This is a genomic window from Halapricum hydrolyticum (assembly GCF_025517535.1).
Lineage (GTDB): Archaea > Halobacteriota > Halobacteria > Halobacteriales > Haloarculaceae > Halapricum > Halapricum hydrolyticum.
Map to the genome: position 1 here is coordinate 1 of NZ_JAOPKC010000002.1, position 16,492 is coordinate 16,492.

The window sequence follows — 16,492 nt, forward strand, 5'->3', positions numbered from 1 at the left end:
GCAGAGTCAGATCCTCGAAGCACAGGGGGACGCCATCTCGACGGTTCTCCGCGCCAAATCCGCCGAAGCGATGGGCGAACGCGCCGTCATCGAGCGCGGTATGGAAACCCTGGAAGAGATCGGCAAGGGCGAATCGACGAAGTTCGTCCTGCCCCAGGAACTGACCTCGCTGGTCGGTCGCTACGGTAAACATCTCACCGGCAGCGACACCAAGACCAACGGCCACGAACTCGAAGGACTCGACTTCGACGAGGAGACCCGGGAGATGCTCGGACTGGACGACATCGAGAAGATCCTCGGACAGATCGACGAGGAGGCAGAGGTCGACGTCGAGGAAATGGAAGAACAGGCTCAGGCAGTCAAACACGGTGCCGACGACGCCGAGATCAAAGACCCCGACGAGGTCATCGACGAGATGGACGCCGAGATGCCGGGCTCGGAAGAGTTCAACGAGACGACTGACGGCTCGGACGATTCGAGCGCGAACTGATCGGTTGCGGTTTCGTCGTCACGATTTTTCACGCCGATCGTATCGACACGTAGTCCGAACGAGTCCGTTTGACGGTTCGGTCTGTCGTCCGCGTCGATCCGCCGGGCGATTCGGCCGGTCCGTATCGGTCAGTCGCTCGCACCGCGATCCGACCGGGATGGCGGCGGAATCGGTCGGTCGCCCGAAGAGAGCGGTTCGGGCCGGACGCACCGATCGGGCCCATCGTTGACGTGGCCGTATTCTTCGGGTGCGTTCGCGAGCGGGTGTGCGGGATTGTCGCCACTCGCGATCCGTGCCGCCCGGATCTCGTCGAACCCGTTGATCCGGGCCAGGATGCCCCGCCAGTGGTGGTCCGTCGCTGGCGGCACGACGAGCCGGTGCGGAGACCCGACCGCCGATCGGCAGGCGTCCAGCACAGCGGCGTTGACGTTGCTGGCCAGCTGGTCGTGATCGACCAGGACGCCCACGCGAGCGTCGGGCGGCGTCCGCTCGGCGAGTACGTCCAGCCCGAGATGTAACGCCCGGTATTCGGCGACGTTGTTGTCGGGAACGGGATGGTCGAGCGAGAGCCGATCGACGCACTCACCGTCGCGAGTTTCGATGACGACACCGAGTCCGCCACCGTCCTCGCGGAAAGACCCGTCGGTAGCGACGTAGAAGTCACGGTGATGGGTGCGGGGCGGATGGGCGATGTGAGGTGTCGGCGACTCGTCGAACAGGTCTCGAAGTGACGGCCGGCCGTATGCGGCCATACCAGTGGTTCGTGGTCCAGTTACGTAAAACTGTGGCTCGAACCGGGGGGCGATCCAGTGACAGAAGTCGGGGAAGGCCACGTCGGCGACCGGAACGCATACGGGTCGGCCTGTCGTTGTCCCACGTATGGTTACCGCTCGCGAGATCATGACCAGCCCGGTCGAAACCGTTGCCCCCGACGACGACGTCAGTGACGTACTGACTCGACTCGCGAAAGCCGACTTCAGCGGTTTCCCGGTCGTCGAGGAGGGGCAAGTCGTGGGAATCGTCACGGAGACGGACCTGGTCGATCTCTTCCAGCCGTCGGACCGGCGGCTGTGGATCCCGGTCGGGTTCCCGCCGTTCATCGAGACGATGACCTACAGCGTCGATCTCTCTTGGAGCGATCTCGACGTCGGGGTCGATATGGTGAAAAACGCCGGCAAGCCGATCCGTGACGTGATGGTCACCGACGTCGTGACGGTCTCACCCGAGGACACCGTCGAGACAGTGATCGACCACCTGGCCGACCCCGACCGGGACATCAACCGACTGCCGGTGGTCGAGGACGGCGAACTCGTCGGGATCATCTCACGCGAGGACGTGCTCCGGACGCTCAGCGAACACGACGTGTCCGTCTAGCCGTGCGATATCGAAACCTCCTGTTGTTCGTCACGCTATCGATTGTCTGGGGTAGCGCCTTCGTCGCGATAAAGGCCGGACTGGCCGACATTCCGCCAGTGCTGTTTGCGGCGATCCGCTACGACATCGCGGGCGTCCTGGTGCTCGGATACGCGGCTGCCGTCGTCAAGCGGTGGCGACCGCGGACGCGTCGCGAGTGGGCCGCCGTCGCGGTCGGGTCGGTCTTTCTCATCGCGGGCTATCACGCGCTGCTGTTCGTCGGCGAACAGGGGACGACCAGCGCCGCCGCCGCAGTCGTTGTGAGCCTCTCGCCCGTGCTCACGACTGGTTTCGCCCGCCTGTTGCTCCCCGAGGAGCGACTGACGACGGTCGGCATCGCTGGCCTCCTGCTCGGTCTGGTCGGCGTGGTCGTGCTCGTGCGACCCGATCCGACGAACCTCTTCAGCCGAGATGTCGTCTCCGTCGCGCTCATCTTCGGTGCTGCGCTCTCGTTCGCGTTCGGAAGCGTCCTCGTTCGGTGGCTCGAAGCCGGCCTGCCGATCGAGACGCTGGAAGCGTGGTCGATGATCGGGGGTGCGATTCTCATGCACCTGCTGGCACTCTTGGTGCCCGGCGAGTCGCTGGCCGCGATATCCTGGACCCCGCGAGCGATCGTCGCGCTCGGATACCTCTCGCTGGTCGCCAGCGCAGTCGGGTTCCTGCTGTATTTCGACCTGCTGGAGAGACTCGGCCCCGTCGAGATCAACCTCGTCTCCTATCTCGCCCCGGTCGTCGCAGCGGTGGTCGGGTTCGCCTTCCTCGGGGAGATCATCGACGCCGCGACTGGCGTCGGCTTCCTGTTCATCTTCGTCGGATTCGTGCTACTGAAGCGGCGGGCGCTGGCCCGAGAACTCGACCGCTGGCGGAAAGCGGTCCCGACGTAGCGACGCCTCCGAGACACGCGGCGCGGAATATAAGCGCTTGCCCGACCGAGCAACGAGCATGAGCCAGTCGGTCCCGCGGGCGGTCATGATAGCGATCGGCGTGTCGCTGCTGATCGTCTACGTCGCGGCGGCGGCCCTCGTCTACGAGCTGTTGACCCTCCTGATCCGTTCTCCGCCGAACCTCGCGACGGCACTGGTCATGGTCGGCACGATAACGGTGCTGGCAGCATATCTGAGCTACCGGTTCGGAACGCAGCAGCTGCTCGCTGGACTCGACGCGGTCGAGATCGATCGCCGCCACGCGCCGGAGTTTTTCGGCCGGCTCGAACGCCTTCGGTCGTCGATGGAGATCGAGCGTCCGCGCGTCGCCGTCGCCCGGCTGGGCGTGCCGAACGCGTTCGCGCTCGGCGGGGTCAGCTCCGGCGTGATCGTGTTCGACCTGTCGCTGTTTCGCATGCTCACGCCCGACGAGCGAGAGGCGATCCTCGCACACGAACTCTCCCACCTCGAAAACTACGACGCCTTCGTGCAGACAGTCGCCTACAGTGCACTCCGAACGCTGGTCGGACTGATGATGATCCCGCTGTTACCGCTGTTGCTTGCGATTACCGGCATCGCGCACGGCTGGGCGTGGATCCGCGGCCGTCCGGACTCCTGGAGCCGGAACCCGCTCATGCTCGTCTACCACTGGGCGAGCCTCGGCGTAACGCTGCTGGCGGTCGGACTGACGATTCTGATTCGCGCCCACTCCCGGCGGCGGGAACTCGCTGCCGACGACCGTGCCGTCGAGGTGACCGGTAAACCGCTGGCACTCGCACGCGCTCTTCGGAAGATCCAACGTGCCGGCGAGCGCGAACGAGGGCTGCTGGCGACGCTGTACGTCCAGGGCGACGAAGACGGCCTCCTGACGCGACTGCTCTCGACTCACCCTCCGATGGACGACCGGATCGACCGGCTGCTCGATCGTGCCGGGGCCGATACGCTCGGGGGGCGGCGGATTCCGATCGAGTAATCGTTGTGAGACGCCGTCTGGATGTCTTATCTGTCGGGGATATTACCTGATGGAAATAATCAGTTAATGATATGTTCATAGAGGTTGTATTTTCAACCCCGGTAACTCGGGGTGGTACAATGTACAGCGACATCCTCTATCCAACAGATGGAAGCCGCGGATCGATAGCCGCGCTGGAGCACGTTCGTGACCTGGCCGAGCGGTACGACGCGACAGTACACGTACTGTCCGTGCTCGATACGACCCATCCTGCGCTGGGGCTCGGTGACGACCCCGACAAGGAAGCGGTTCCAGGTATGGTCGGTCATCCGGAAGGCGGTGACGAGGGAATGATCGGCCGGCGGGAGACGGCTGGAGAACTTCACGAACGCGAGCAGGGGCGCGCGGAAACCATCGTCGAGGAAGTCGCCAGTCGGCTCGAATCAGTCGACACTCGGACTGCCGTGCAAGAAGGCACCCCCCACGAGGTCATCCTCGAATACGCCGACGATGTCGACATGATCGTGATGGGGACTCACGGCTACACCGGATTCGAACGATATATGCTGGGGAGCGTCGCGGAGAAGGTCGTTCGGATGGCGGACGTGCCCGTCGTGACCGTCCGGGCCCCAGCGGAAAGCTCGTCGTGAGGGACACGCGCAACTGTGTCTGTGAAACCGTGTCCCTCCCGGTTTTTTTGGCTCGTCGAGATTGTTCGTGCTGGCGTCCTACTCGCGTGAGGCCGTCACGACCTCGAAGTAGTGACTCACTGCACAGGGTCGCACGAACGCCCTTCACTGTCCACGATCGGCGATTCTACTACCCCGAATGAGAATTTGATATATCGAAATATGATTTACGGGACGAACGAGGCGGATGGACTTGGCCCATACATGAAGCCAATACGCAGCGAAACCAGCTATTGAGCAGCTACGTTCGTGGAGGCTGCAACCGCTGTGGAAACTGACGAGAGGACCCATCAGTTTCTGCAGGTTGCATTATCGGAAGCCTCGGGGCTTCGGCTTATGACGCCCGGCACGCCCAGAGTCCGCGATTGGCGTCCTTCGCCGCTGTTTCCCCGGCAGCGTAGCGGTCGCGTGCGGAGAAGTCGGTGTCGTACAGCCGTGCGTGTCCGTCGCGCACGAGCTGGTAATTGATCGACTGATTGTCGTGGACGACAATCGCCAGCACCCGTCCGTAGCCACCCCGGGTGTCCGCCTCGGAATCGAGCCGGAGCGTCACGCGCTCGCCTGCGAGTCGGTCTTCGACCACGCGACTCGCGTTTTCGCCGGCAGCCCGCAGACACGCGCGTCCGGCCTCGGTATCCGGCACCCCCTCGTATTCGTCGGGCTGCGTCTCGACGTGTACCTCCGGCGTGTTGATCCCGAGCAATCGGATCCGCTCGACGGTGCCGTTTGTCAGCCTGACGTCGATCGTATCGCCGTCGACGACCTCGACGACAGTTCCGTTGAGGGCTCCCCCCGTGGATGACTGCCTCTCGACCGTGATCGAACAGCCCGCGAGCGCCACGAGAGCGACCAGGCCGACCAGCAGCCACGTCCGCGTCTCCATATTTTCTCTTTTGACTCCTGATCCGTCACGCTGTCGGCCACCGGATGGCCGGGTCCGGTTTGGCGCCGGATACGACCGGAAATAAACTAATATACGCTATATAGATTCGTGACAGTCCGACCGCAGAGGCCGCGTGTCGATCGCGCCAGCTCGGCCGGCAGGTCACGTCGCGCCTCTCCACGGTCGTGGATCACGATACCGTCGACTGGACGTGGATCATCACACTGTTAGCTGCTCGTGGACGCTCGACCTCTCGGTCTGCGAAAAGTAGCCGCTGATCAGTACGTCTTCGCGAAGTAGGCGGTCTCCTCGGCGTCCTCGCCGCAGATCGCACACTCCGACCTTTTCCTCCTCGGGTTTCCTGGCGGAACCACTCGTCGGAAAACGTCGATGAAACGTTCCGCGACTCGCGAGACTCGTCGCGGTGAAACTGCGCTCCCGTCGGTCGCGCAGTACGCTAGTACGTCTTCGCGAAGTAGGCGGTCTCCTCGGCGTCCTCGCCGCAGATCGCACACTCGTCGTGGATCGGTTCTTCGTCTTCCTCACGCGGGACCATCACGATCTCGGCGGCGATGGCTTCTTTGATCGGCTCCTCGCAGGCTTCGTCGCCACACCAGCCACACTTGACGTAGCCGCCGTGCTGACCGATGGTGCCGAGGATCTCCTCGCGACTCTCCGCTTCGCGGATCTCGCCCTCGAGGGTCTGTTCGGCCTCGGCGTACAGTTTCGCGTAGATCGTATCGAGGTGGTCCTCGACGGTCTCGACAGCTTCTTCGCGGTCGACGGTCGCCTCCTCGCCGTCGGGACGGTGGACCAGCGTCAACTCCTCGTCGTCGACCTCATAGGAACCGATCTCGATCCGCAGCGGGACCCCGTTGAGTTCGTGTTCGTTGTACTTGAAGCCGGGATTGCGGTTGTCGCGGTCGTCGAGTTCGACGCGCACGCCGGCGTCTTCCAGGTTGACCGCCACGTCCGCGGCGTACTCGAGAACCTCCTCCTTGCTGTCCTCGTCCCAGATCGGGACGATCACGACCTGCGTGGGCGCGAGCGTGGGCGGGAGGACGAGCCCCTGATCGTCGCTGTGGGTCATGAACAGGGCACCGAGCGCACGCCAGGACAGTCCCCAGGAGGTCGTATGCGCCAGCTGTTCCTCCTCGTCCTCGTCGACGTAGGTCACGTCGTAGGCTTCCGCGAAGGAAGTCCCGAGATAGTGAGACGTGGCGGCCTGGACGGACTTGCCGTCGGGCATCAGCGTCTCGACGGTCGTGGTCGTATCGGCCCCGGGGAACTTGTCGTGTTCGGGCTTGCGACCAGTGAGGGCAGGCATCGCCAGCACGTCCTCGTAGAGGCGCTCGTACTGCTGTAGGCGGGTCCGCATCTCCTCGCGGGCGTCCTCTGCGTCGTGGTGGGCAGTGTGACCCTCCTGCCAGAGGAACTCCTTGGTCCGGAAGAACGGTTTGGTCTCGGTGGCTTCCCACCGGACGACCGAACACCACTGGTTGACCCGCATCGGCAGGTCCCGGTGGCTGCGCACCCACTGGGCGATGAAGGGCGTGATGATGCTCTCGCTGGTCGGGCGGACGGCCAGCCGTTCTTCGAGTTCCTCGTAGCCGCCGTGGGTCACCCAGGCGACTTCCGGATCGAACCCCTCGACGATGTCTTTCTCCTTTTCGAGATAGCTTTCGGGGATGAACATCGGGAAGTAGGCGTTCTGGACGCCCGTGTCCTTGAACCACGAGTCGAGGTGGTTCTGCAGGCGCTCCCAGATGGCGTATCCGCGGGGGCGAGTGACGATGAACCCGCCCATCGGCGCGTAATCGGCCAGCCCCGCCTTCTGGACCAGTTCCGCGTACCACTCGCCCGTTTCGTGCTCTTTGCTCGTCGTGATGCCGAGTTCTTGCTCTGTCATAGTTTCGAGTGTGCGGTCTTCCAGTGGCCGCGTCGTCGCGACTGGATCGCGCAAGAGGCTCGCGATCGCTCGTCGTTGTTCGAGACGTCGCCGAGCGGACTCCTAAACGTATCGGAAGGCTGGGAACGCGTGCCAACGTGTGGCGACCACAAGGCATTTTTCGGTCACTTACGAGAACGAACGTATGGTCGCCCGCTCCGCGAGAGACGTGTTCGGCTACGGCGTTCGATTGTTCGGCTACCTCCTCGTATCGGTCGTGCTTGGCGGGGCACTGATCGCTGGGGGTATCGGGACGATAGTGACCCTGGAACCCGGTGTTCTGTTCGGGAGCGCGTCTCCGGGCAGCTACGCGCCGATTGCCGCAGGCGGGGTGCTCGCGGTGTTCGGTGTACTCGTGCTCACCGCAGGCATGTTCGCGACGGTGTTCGCGCTGCTCGCAGATGCGGTCGCGGTTGGACTCGAAGCCTCGTCCGCGCCAGCGGAGGCTCGATCCACAGCGGAACGCGAGTCGGCGGACGACGAGCGCGCTGAGCCGGCGGACACCACGGCAGAGCCACCGATCGAGAACGGTGAGCCGGCCGCCGAGCCCGGAGATGGCGTCAGATCGGATAACGATCCACTCACTGGCGGCACGGAACCGGACGACGATCCACTGACCGAACGCGGCGACGACCCGCTGAGCGGGGACAGCGGGACCGGGGACCCACTGACAGGTGGATCAGACGGGGGCGATCCGTTTGCGAGTTCGACAGATGGGTCGACGAGCACGCAGACGAGCGACGAGGAGACCTGGCGACGCGAGATCGAGTCGAAACTGGACGACGACGAAACGACGGGCGAGTAGCCCAGCTCTCGCCGGCGACCCGTACCGTTTTTAACGGCAGGCGCACAAGGAAGAGACAACCGAGCAGACGGCCGCGCGAGTGCGGCCGAGGGACGCGTCGAAACGCCGTGCGGAGACGACCCGGTTCGGCGGCGACGGCCCATGCGGGCCCGCCCATCCGGACCACGCCGGTCATCAGTGCGAGCGAACGTTCGAAAACACCGCTCCGGTGGCCGTGTCGGTCCCCTGGCCCCGCTCTGGCGGCCGTTCTCGGAGGGTAAACTATGGAAATCGAAATCGCAACCATCGGCGGCTACGAGGAAGTCGGCCGTCAGATGACCGCCGTTCGCGCCGGAGACGACGTCGTCGTGTTCGACATGGGGCTGAACCTCTCGAAGGTCCTCATCCACGACAACGTCGAAACCGAGCGGATGCACAGTCTCGACCTGATCGACATGGGCGCGATCCCGGACGACCGGGTGATGTCCGAACTCGAGGGCGACGTGAAAGCCATCGTGCCGACGCACGGTCACCTCGACCACATCGGCGCGATCTCGAAACTCGCCCACCGCTACGACGCGCCGATCGTCGCCACCCCGTTCACGATCGAGCTGGTCAAACAGCAGATCAAAAGCGAGGAGAAGTTCGGCGTCCAGAACGACTTGGTGAAGATGGAAGCCGGCGGCCGGATGGCCATCGGCGATGAGAACGAACTCGAGTTTGTCAACGTCACGCACTCGATCATCGACGCGATCAATCCGGTCCTGCACACGCCCGAGGGCGCGATCGTCTACGGGCTGGACAAGCGCATGGACCACGATCCGGTCCTGGGCGATCCGATCGACATGGAGCGGTTCCGTGAGATCGGTCGCGAGGGCGTGCTCTGTTACATCGAGGACTGTACTAACACCGGCAAGAAAGGGCGCACGCCCTCCGAGTCGGTCGCACGCCGTCACCTCAAAGACGCCATGTACAGCATGGAAGACTACGACGGCGGGATCGTCGCAACGACGTTCTCCAGTCACATCGCCCGCGTCAAGTCGCTCGTCGAGTTTGCCGACGACATCGGCCGCCAGCCGGTCCTTCTGGGACGCTCGATGGAGAAGTACTCCGGCACTGCAGAGCGGCTCGACTTCGTCGATTTCCCCGACGACCTGGGAATGTACGGTCACCGCAAGTCCGTCGATCGGACGTTCAAGCGGATCATGAACGAGGGCAAGGAGAACTTCCTGCCGATCGTCACTGGCCACCAGGGCGAGCCGCGCGCGATGCTCACCCGCATGGGACGCGGCGAGACGCCATACGAACTGGACGAAGGTGACAAGGTCATCTTCTCGGCCCGGGTGATCCCGGAGCCGACCAACGAAGGCCAGCGTTACCAGTCCGAGAAGCTGCTCCGGATGCAGGGTGCGAGAATCTACGACGAGATCCACGTCTCGGGCCACCTCCGCGAGGAGGGTCACTACGAGATGCTCGACGCACTCCAGCCCGAGAACGTCATCCCTGCCCACCAGGACATGCAGGGGTTCGCGCCGTACGTCGACCTCGCGGAGAAGTTCGGTCTCAGTGTCGGCGAGAATCTGCACGTCACGCGCAACGGGAAACTGATCCAGCTGGTCGAGTGAGCTGAGCATGAGCGAGAGAACCGACACCGCGGAGGCGGTTTCACAGGCTATCGCGGCCCGACGGGAACTCGTCAACGAGGCGATACCGCGCCAGCTCCCGGTCCAGAAGCCCGAACGGCTCTACGAGGCGTCGCGATACCTGCTGGACGCCGGCGGGAAGCGGCTCCGGCCGACAGTGCTGTTGCTCGCGGCGGAAGCGATCGCCGACGTGCCGCCGCTGAGCGAGGACTACCGAGAATTCCCCGCGTCGGACGGGTCGGTAGACATGATGGCCGCCGCGGTCAGCATCGAGACGATCCAGTCGTTCACGCTGATCCACGACGACATCATGGACGACGACGACATGCGTCGCGGCGTCCCCGCGGTCCACAGGGAGTTCGACCTCTCGACGGCGATACTCGCGGGAGACACCCTCTACGCGAAGGCCTTCGAACACATGCTCGAGACGGGCGCCGACGCCGAACGGTCGGTGCGAGCGCTCTCGGAGCTGGCGACGACGTGCACGAAGATCTGTGAGGGCCAGTCTTGCGACATCGCCTTCGAGAGCAAAACCGACGTGACGACCGACGAGTACCTCCAGATGGTCGAGCTGAAGACGGCCGTGCTGTACGCCGCCGCGGCGTCTATCCCGGCGATCCTCCTGGGCGCGGACGACGCCGTGGACGCTCTCTATCAGTACGGGCTCAACATCGGACGGGCGTTCCAGATCCAGGACGATCTGCTGGATCTGACCACTCCGTCCGAGAAGCTGGGCAAACAGCGCGGCTCGGATCTCGTCGAGAACAAGCAAACGATCATTACCTTGCACGCCCGCCGGCAGGGCGTCGACGTGGACAGTCTCGTCCCCGAAGACGACGTCGAGGCGGTCGACGAGGAGACGGTCGAACAGGCCGTCGAACGACTCGAAGAGGCCGGTAGTATCGACTTCGCCCGCGATCTGGCACACGACCTCATCGAGGAGGGGAAAGACCACCTCCGGGTGCTGCCGGACAGCGAGGCGCGCGACCGGCTGGACGACATCGCGGACTTCCTCGTCGAACGCGAATACTGACCGTCGGCCGACGTCCGCCGTTCTCTCGCGATTCTAGAGAGCCGGCAGCGCGAGAACTATCGCTTCTCGTGATCGGCTTCGGCCTCGAACATCGGCGGGAGCTTCCCGGTGTTCGTCGGTTCGAACGTCCTGGGTGCTCCTTTCCAGGCGGGACGCTGTCGGGTCGGCGGCTCCGATCCGGGCGTCGGGGCGGTCGGTGTGGTTTCGGTGCGAGACTGGATCGATTGTGGGTTCGTACTCATTGTGACGTGGTGGAACGCGAGGGGTCGAAGGCGATGCTAGCCGGTCAGACGGAGCGTACACCACGTACGAGGAGAGGTCGCATCGTAGAACCGACAACGAGGGACGGGGCCATAAATATAACGATCTTTCATTAATTATTGGTCGAGAGTTGGCGAGACCGGGCAGTCGGCGAGCTACTCGACGACGAGGGACACCGGGTAATCAGTGAGATTTTCGTAGCCGTCGTCGGTGACGACGACCAGGTCCTCGATCCGAACGCCGCCGACCTCGGGGTCGTAGAGGCCGGGCTCGATCGTGATGACGTGGCCGGGTTCGAGCTCGCCGCCGTCGGGGCCCACGGAGGGAAGTTCGTGAACGTCCAGGCCGACGCCGTGGCCGGTACTGTGGATGAACCCCGTCTCCGCGCCGGGGTCGTCCCGCAGCGTCGGCAGATCGGCGTCCTCGTAGACGTCACAGACCACATCGTGGACGTCCGCACCCGTTGCACCCGGCTCGACCGCGTCCAGCGCCGCCCGGTAGGCCCGTTCAGTCAGATCGTACCACTCCCGGACCTGCTCGTCGGGCTCGCCCACGCAGAACGTCCGGGTCATGTCGCCGTGGTATTTCGTGGCCTTGTCCTGCGGGAAGATGTCAACGATGATCGGCTCGTCCGGGGCGAGCGGGCCGCTTCCCCTGTCGTGTGGATCGGCCGCGTCGCTCCCGCAGGCGACGATCGTCTCGTCGAGCGCACAGCCGCGGCGTAGCAGCGTGACTTCGATCTCCTCTTTGAGTCGCTCGCTGGTCAGGACTTCGCCGTCGAGTCGCAGCCGGTTGCCGTCGATCTCGGCCCGTCCGAGGAGTTCCTCAGCGGCCGCCATCGCGGCCTCGTTCGCCTCCTGGGCCGCCCTGACGTGACTGATCTCCTCGTCGGTCTTGCTGGCACGGACGGCGGCGAGCGTGTCCTGGCCGTCGGCGAGAACGTCGATCCCCTGCTCGCGGAGGCCGTCGGCCGTCTGGAGGGGAAAGCGCGGCGGGACGGCGACGGTATCGACGTCGTACGCGTCGAGGAACGCGGCACGCGTCCGGTGAGCGGCCTCCTGACGGCCGTACTCGTCGAGGCGGTCGTCGTAGCCGTAGTCGGTGAACCGCTCGACGGTCTCGGCACGGCTCTCGCGTTTCGCACGGCCGAACTCCAGACTCCGGACGAAAAGCAGATGCGTCGAGCCGTCGTACAGCGTCAGGAACGGGTCGGGCGCGTCGAACCCCGAGAGGTAGTACTGGTCGGCGTCGGTCGAGTCGGCGTCGACGAGATAGCCGTCGGCGTCGAGATCGTCGAGTCTCGCGTCCAGTTTCGAGAGATCGAGTTCCATATAATCGGGTGCGGCCGGCGCGACCAAAGGAGTACCGACAACCGCTGGTCCCAACTGGTAACCGTCTCCCGTCCGTCTACACTATTGAGGTCACAATTCTCATGGCAATCCTCGACTCGTTCGGTGCGTTAGTCAGTAGTATCATCGCGGCGCTGGTCATGCTGGTGTTCGCCATCCTCAGTTTCTTCGTGACGGTGTTCATCGTCGAGGCCGGCGCGAGTCTCGCTGGCTACTCACCCAGTGGGGACTTCGTCGTCCTCTCGGCGGCGCTTCTGGCGACGGGCGCTATCGTCGCCGGCGCGACACCGATGTCGAGTCTCGGCGACGCCCAGACGTAGCTTCGGTCTGTTCGCTCGCGATCAATCCGCGAGCAATCGCGCCTCGACGTAGGCGTCCAGTTCGGCCCGGACGTCGGCCACCTGTGGGTCGTCACTGGTGACCCGGTCGGTCATGACACCGCCTGCGATCGTGTGGATCGTCGCGGCGACCTGCTCGGGATCGACCTCGCGGAAGACGCCCTCCTCGATGCCGTCGGCGATGATGTCGGCGAGCCAGCCGCGGAAGAACCGGTCGCTTCTCGTGAAGTGCTCGCGGTAGCGCTCGTCGTGGGCGGCCTGCGCGCGGAGTTCGACCAGCGCGCGGATGAATCCCCGATCCTCCTCGGCGAGTTCGGGCCGCGCGATGGCGTCGAGCCATCGATCGAGCCGCTCTCGGGCGTCACCGGGCGTTTCACAGTCGATCTCGGCCTCGTAGTCGTCGATCATTCGGGAGAGAAAGTCCACGAGCAGGTCGTCTTTCCCGTCGTAGTGGTGATACAGAAGCGACTTGCTCTTGGGGAAAAACTCGTCGATCCGGTCGATCGTCAGCCCGGCGTAACCGTACTCGACGAGCGCGTCGAACGTGGCCCGCATGATGGCGGTCTGGGTGTCTTCGGCGTCTTCGGGGAACGGGTTTCCGGCCGACATGGCTGTAGGTTCTCACCCGTCCCCGTTAAGGCTATCATCCGCTGATTCGCTCATGCCAAGATCGAAGGCGGCGGCGTTCCGCTCGGCCCACTCCTGGAAGGTGGTCGGCGGCCGTCTCAGCACCCGTTCGACGTCGTCGCTCATCCGTCCTGCGAGGCCGAGACGAGCGGTCGTGTACAGCCCCGCCATCACGAGCAGGAACGGCCAGTCGCGGCCGAGTCGGCGCGAGTGCCGGGCGAACCGCACCAGCGAGGGCGCCTCGTAGGTGACGGGCCGGCCGAGGGCGTCAGAGAGTACGCGAGCCGCGTCGTGGTAGGTCAGCGCTTCGGGACCCGTCACGTCGTAGGCGTGACGTGCGTGACCTGGCTCGGTCAGGGCCGCGGTGGCGACGGTGGCGACGTCCTCGGCGGCGACGAAACTGGTCTCGCCGTCGCCCGCCGGGACGACGATCTCGCCCGCGCCGGCGATCTCGCGCTGGTGGACCTTCAGGAGGTTCTCCATGAAAAACGACGCCCGCAGGAACGTCCAGGCGACGTCGGTCGCCCGGAGGTGTTTCTCGATCTTCCGGTGGGGTAACAGCGGGTTCTTCTCCGCACCCAGCACCGACAGCAGGACGATCCGCTCGACGCCGACCCGCACGGCGGCGTCGATCGCCGGGAGTATCGAGTCGCCGACCCGGGTGATCGCGGGCGGCCTGACGAGGAACATCGCGTCGACGCCCTCGAAGGCCGCTCCCCATGTTTCGGGCTTCTCGAAATCGAACGCGACCCCGACGCCGTCCCGGAACTGCCCGTCGTCGGGGGCGCGCGTGGCCGCTCTGACGGCCACGTCGCAGTCGGCGAGTCCATTCACGACCCGCGAGCCGACCGTCCCCGTTGCTCCGGTCACCAGTACCGTCTCCATGGCTGAACGCAGGCACTCACCGCATATAACTGCATTGAATGAATATTCAATCAACGCGTTTATGTTCGATCGTGACCTGTCGTTCAGACATGACAGAATCGGACGCGACCGGGCGAGCCATCGAGACCGACGACCTGCGGGTGACCTACAGCGACGGGACGGAGGCGGTGCGCGGCGTCTCGCTGTCGGTGCCCCGGGGGGAGTTTTTCGGGTTTCTTGGCCCAAACGGAGCGGGCAAGACCACGACGATCAAGACGCTGGCGACGCTGTTGCGCCCGACGTCGGGATCAGTGCGAGTCAACGGGTTCGACGTCGAGAGCGAGCCCGGGAAGGTTCGGGAATCGATCGGATACATGGCCCAGGAGACGAGCGTCATCACGGAGATGACGGCTCGCGAGAACCTGCGGTTCGCCTGTGACGCCTACGGTGTGCCCAGAGGGGAGCGCAGCGACCGGATCGCGGAGTTGCTCGATCTGGTTGATCTGGCCGACGTTGCCGACAAACGGGCCGAGGGGTTCTCGGGCGGGATGCAGAAGCGACTCGACGCCGCGATGGCGCTGGTTCACCGGCCGCCGCTGGTCTTCCTCGACGAACCGACGACCGGGCTAGATCCCAAGGCAAGGAACCGCCTGTGGGAGTACTTCGAGGCGATCAACGACGACGGGACGACGATCTTCCTGACGACGCAGTACCTTGAAGAGGCGGATTATCTCTGCGACCGGCTTTCGGTCATCCTTGGCGGCGAGATCGTCGCGGAGGGGTCGCCCGCGGATCTCAAACGCGAGGTTGGCGGCGAGGTTCTTGACGTCGCACTCGAAGACGGGTCCAGTGCGCGTGAACGTGCCGCTGATATCGTCCGTGAGGACGGCCTGTTCCCCGGCGATCCGACGGTCGAGATCACCGACGGCGGGATTTCAGTCACGTCCAGGGACGCGCGTCAACACGGGCCCGACCTACTGGTCGCGCTGCGGGACGCCGGGATCACCGTCACCGGGTTTAACGTCCGCTCGCCGACGCTCGACGACGTGTTCCTCGCGATCACCGGCGAGCACATCGACGAGGAGTTGCCGGACGAGGCGGTCGCCGACGGGACCACGACGGAAGGCGACCGGGGGACTCCCGCAACCGATGGGGGAAACGATGAGCAGTGAGACGGCCGACAGCGGGGTCGCCAGGGCCTCGAACACGTTCCTGAACGACGTCTGGACGAACTTTATGCGCTGGAACATCAACGCGATCCGCAACCCTTTCGTGGTGGTCTCCTCGCTCTTGCAGCCGATCATCTTCCTGTTCCTGTTCACCCAGGTGTTCGGGAACGTCGCTACCGGTGCGTTGAGCGCGAACCAGACGCTCGCCGGTTCACTCAGCTACGAGACCTATCTCGTCCCGGCGATCGCCGTCCAGATCGCGCTGATCGTCGCCTCCTCGTCGGGGATCGGGCTGGTCGACGACATCGAGAGCGGCGTCTTTCAGAAGACGCTCGTTACGCCGATGAGCCGGACGGCCGTCTTCCTCGGCAAGACGCTCTCGGAGCTGATCAGGATCGTGATCCAGGTCGTCATCGTGCTGGGGCTCGGCGTCCTTCTAGGTGCGGAGATCAAATCCGGGGTGGGCGGTGCACTGGCGATCGTCGGCGTGGCGGTCCTGTTCTCGCTGTGGTTCCTGGCGTTTTCGAACATCGTCGCGCTCCTCACCCGGGATCAGGAGTCGACGATCATCGCCGCGAACATGATCCAGCTCCCCCTCCTGTTCGTCTCTAGCGCCTTTCTGCCGGTCAATTCGATGCCGGAGTGGATCCAGGTCGTCGCGACGTACAATCCGATCACCTACGGCGTCGACGCCGCCCGTGCGATCATGGTCGACGCGGACGTCATGGAGGTCTGGAACGTCACCGCCTTCGGCGGGATCTGGAACACGCTCGTGCCCGCTCTCGGCGTACTGGTCGTGCTTGACCTAGTCTTTGGCGTGCTCGCTGTCTACACGATCACGCGTGCCACGAGCGCCGACGTACAATGACATCCTCCGCGCCGTGAACAGAGCGGGACTACGTCCCTCAAGCAGTCGGGCGAAGCCCGACGACGGCGCGGTTTCCTCTGTGGGAGTCTCAAACTGCCTGAGAGTCCCCGGAGGCAACATTCCCGTCACGGTAGTCGTCTGGTACTGTCTTATAGAACGGCACCCTTCCGTGACTACTCGATGACCGGTCAATACCGGACGCGTGTCGATCAGTATGCTGAACGACAACGCATACGCAAACAGATCTTCGTCTTCTTA

17 protein-coding genes and 1 pseudogene are annotated in these 16,492 nt (G+C 64.4%); 11 read left to right on the forward strand and 7 right to left on the reverse strand.

Annotated features, from left to right (window positions below):
- Positions 1–490 (forward strand): annotated as a pseudogene (locus OB916_RS03010) (SPFH domain-containing protein); the annotation flags it as partial.
- Positions 491–618: 128 nt separating this feature from the next.
- Here the strand turns inward: OB916_RS03010 and OB916_RS03015 are convergent.
- Positions 619–1,242, reverse strand: coding sequence for a ribonuclease H (locus OB916_RS03015; protein WP_315907804.1), 624 nt, complete (start codon positions 1,240–1,242; stop codon positions 619–621).
- Between the two features lie 127 nt (positions 1,243–1,369).
- Here OB916_RS03015 and OB916_RS03020 point away from each other — a divergent pair, with 127 nt between their 5' ends.
- The 4 genes from OB916_RS03020 to OB916_RS03035 all read left to right on the forward strand — a co-directional run bounded on the left by OB916_RS03020 (position 1,370) and on the right by OB916_RS03035 (position 4,428).
- Positions 1,370–1,864, forward strand: coding sequence for a CBS domain-containing protein (locus tag OB916_RS03020; RefSeq protein ID WP_315907805.1), 495 nt, complete (start codon positions 1,370–1,372; stop codon positions 1,862–1,864).
- Positions 1,865–1,866: 2 nt separating this feature from the next.
- Complete coding sequence (locus OB916_RS03025) at positions 1,867–2,787, forward strand: DMT family transporter (RefSeq protein ID WP_315907806.1); 921 nt, start codon at positions 1,867–1,869, stop codon at positions 2,785–2,787.
- A 58-nt stretch (positions 2,788–2,845) separates the two neighbouring features.
- The gene (locus OB916_RS03030; protein ID WP_315907807.1) at positions 2,846–3,799 is read left to right on the forward strand and encodes a M48 family metallopeptidase; all 954 of its coding nucleotides are present in this window, start codon (positions 2,846–2,848) and stop codon (positions 3,797–3,799) included.
- Between the two features lie 119 nt (positions 3,800–3,918).
- On the forward strand, positions 3,919–4,428 hold the full coding sequence (locus tag OB916_RS03035) for a universal stress protein (RefSeq protein WP_315907808.1): 510 nt from the start codon (positions 3,919–3,921) through the stop codon (positions 4,426–4,428).
- Between the two features lie 373 nt (positions 4,429–4,801).
- Here the strand turns inward: OB916_RS03035 and OB916_RS03040 are convergent, their stop codons facing one another.
- Positions 4,802–5,350: a thermonuclease family protein gene (locus OB916_RS03040; protein WP_315907809.1), complete on the reverse strand. Its 549-nt coding sequence runs from the start codon at positions 5,348–5,350 to the stop codon at positions 4,802–4,804.
- A gap of 457 nt (positions 5,351–5,807) precedes the next feature.
- Complete coding sequence (proS, locus tag OB916_RS03045) at positions 5,808–7,259, reverse strand: proline--tRNA ligase (protein ID WP_315907810.1); 1,452 nt, start codon at positions 7,257–7,259, stop codon at positions 5,808–5,810.
- 184 nt (positions 7,260–7,443) lie between these two features.
- On the opposite strand from proS, the gene OB916_RS03050 reads away from it, so the two are divergent.
- The 3 genes from OB916_RS03050 to idsA3 all read left to right on the forward strand — a co-directional run bounded on the left by OB916_RS03050 (position 7,444) and on the right by idsA3 (position 10,758).
- A complete protein-coding gene (locus OB916_RS03050; protein ID WP_315907811.1) occupies positions 7,444–8,103 on the forward strand; it encodes a hypothetical protein in 660 nt (219 codons plus the stop codon).
- A 263-nt stretch (positions 8,104–8,366) separates the two neighbouring features.
- Positions 8,367–9,707, forward strand: coding sequence for a ribonuclease J (locus OB916_RS03055; RefSeq protein ID WP_315907812.1), 1,341 nt, complete (start codon positions 8,367–8,369; stop codon positions 9,705–9,707).
- 7 nt (positions 9,708–9,714) lie between these two features.
- Positions 9,715–10,758 (forward strand): geranylfarnesyl diphosphate synthase, encoded by a 1,044-nt coding sequence (idsA3, locus tag OB916_RS03060; protein WP_315907813.1) that lies wholly within the window; start codon positions 9,715–9,717, stop codon positions 10,756–10,758.
- 56 nt (positions 10,759–10,814) lie between these two features.
- Here idsA3 and OB916_RS03065 read toward each other — a convergent pair whose 3' ends face one another.
- A complete protein-coding gene (locus OB916_RS03065; RefSeq protein ID WP_315907814.1) occupies positions 10,815–11,000 on the reverse strand; it encodes a hypothetical protein in 186 nt (61 codons plus the stop codon).
- Positions 11,001–11,174: 174 nt separating this feature from the next.
- Positions 11,175–12,350, reverse strand: coding sequence for a Xaa-Pro peptidase family protein (locus tag OB916_RS03070; protein ID WP_315907815.1), 1,176 nt, complete (start codon positions 12,348–12,350; stop codon positions 11,175–11,177).
- Positions 12,351–12,451: 101 nt separating this feature from the next.
- Between OB916_RS03070 and OB916_RS03075 the strand changes: the two genes are divergently transcribed.
- Positions 12,452–12,688 carry a hypothetical protein gene (locus tag OB916_RS03075; protein ID WP_315907816.1) on the forward strand — a complete coding sequence of 79 codons (237 nt, stop codon included), beginning with the start codon at positions 12,452–12,454 and terminating at the stop codon, positions 12,686–12,688.
- A gap of 21 nt (positions 12,689–12,709) precedes the next feature.
- Here the strand turns inward: OB916_RS03075 and OB916_RS03080 are convergent, their stop codons facing one another.
- Complete coding sequence (locus tag OB916_RS03080; protein ID WP_315907817.1) at positions 12,710–13,315, reverse strand: TetR/AcrR family transcriptional regulator; 606 nt, start codon at positions 13,313–13,315, stop codon at positions 12,710–12,712.
- 12 nt (positions 13,316–13,327) lie between these two features.
- Positions 13,328–14,218, reverse strand: coding sequence for an SDR family oxidoreductase (locus tag OB916_RS03085; protein WP_315907818.1), 891 nt, complete (start codon positions 14,216–14,218; stop codon positions 13,328–13,330).
- An 89-nt stretch (positions 14,219–14,307) separates the two neighbouring features.
- Here OB916_RS03085 and OB916_RS03090 point away from each other — a divergent pair, with 89 nt between their 5' ends.
- Positions 14,308–15,369 (forward strand): ATP-binding cassette domain-containing protein, encoded by a 1,062-nt coding sequence (locus OB916_RS03090; protein WP_315907819.1) that lies wholly within the window; start codon positions 14,308–14,310, stop codon positions 15,367–15,369.
- Positions 15,359–16,234, forward strand: a complete 876-nt coding sequence (locus OB916_RS03095) for an ABC transporter permease (RefSeq protein WP_315907820.1) — start codon at positions 15,359–15,361, stop codon at positions 16,232–16,234. The genes OB916_RS03090 and OB916_RS03095 overlap by 11 nt, the downstream gene beginning before the upstream one ends.
- The last annotated feature ends 258 nt before the right edge of the window (positions 16,235–16,492 follow it).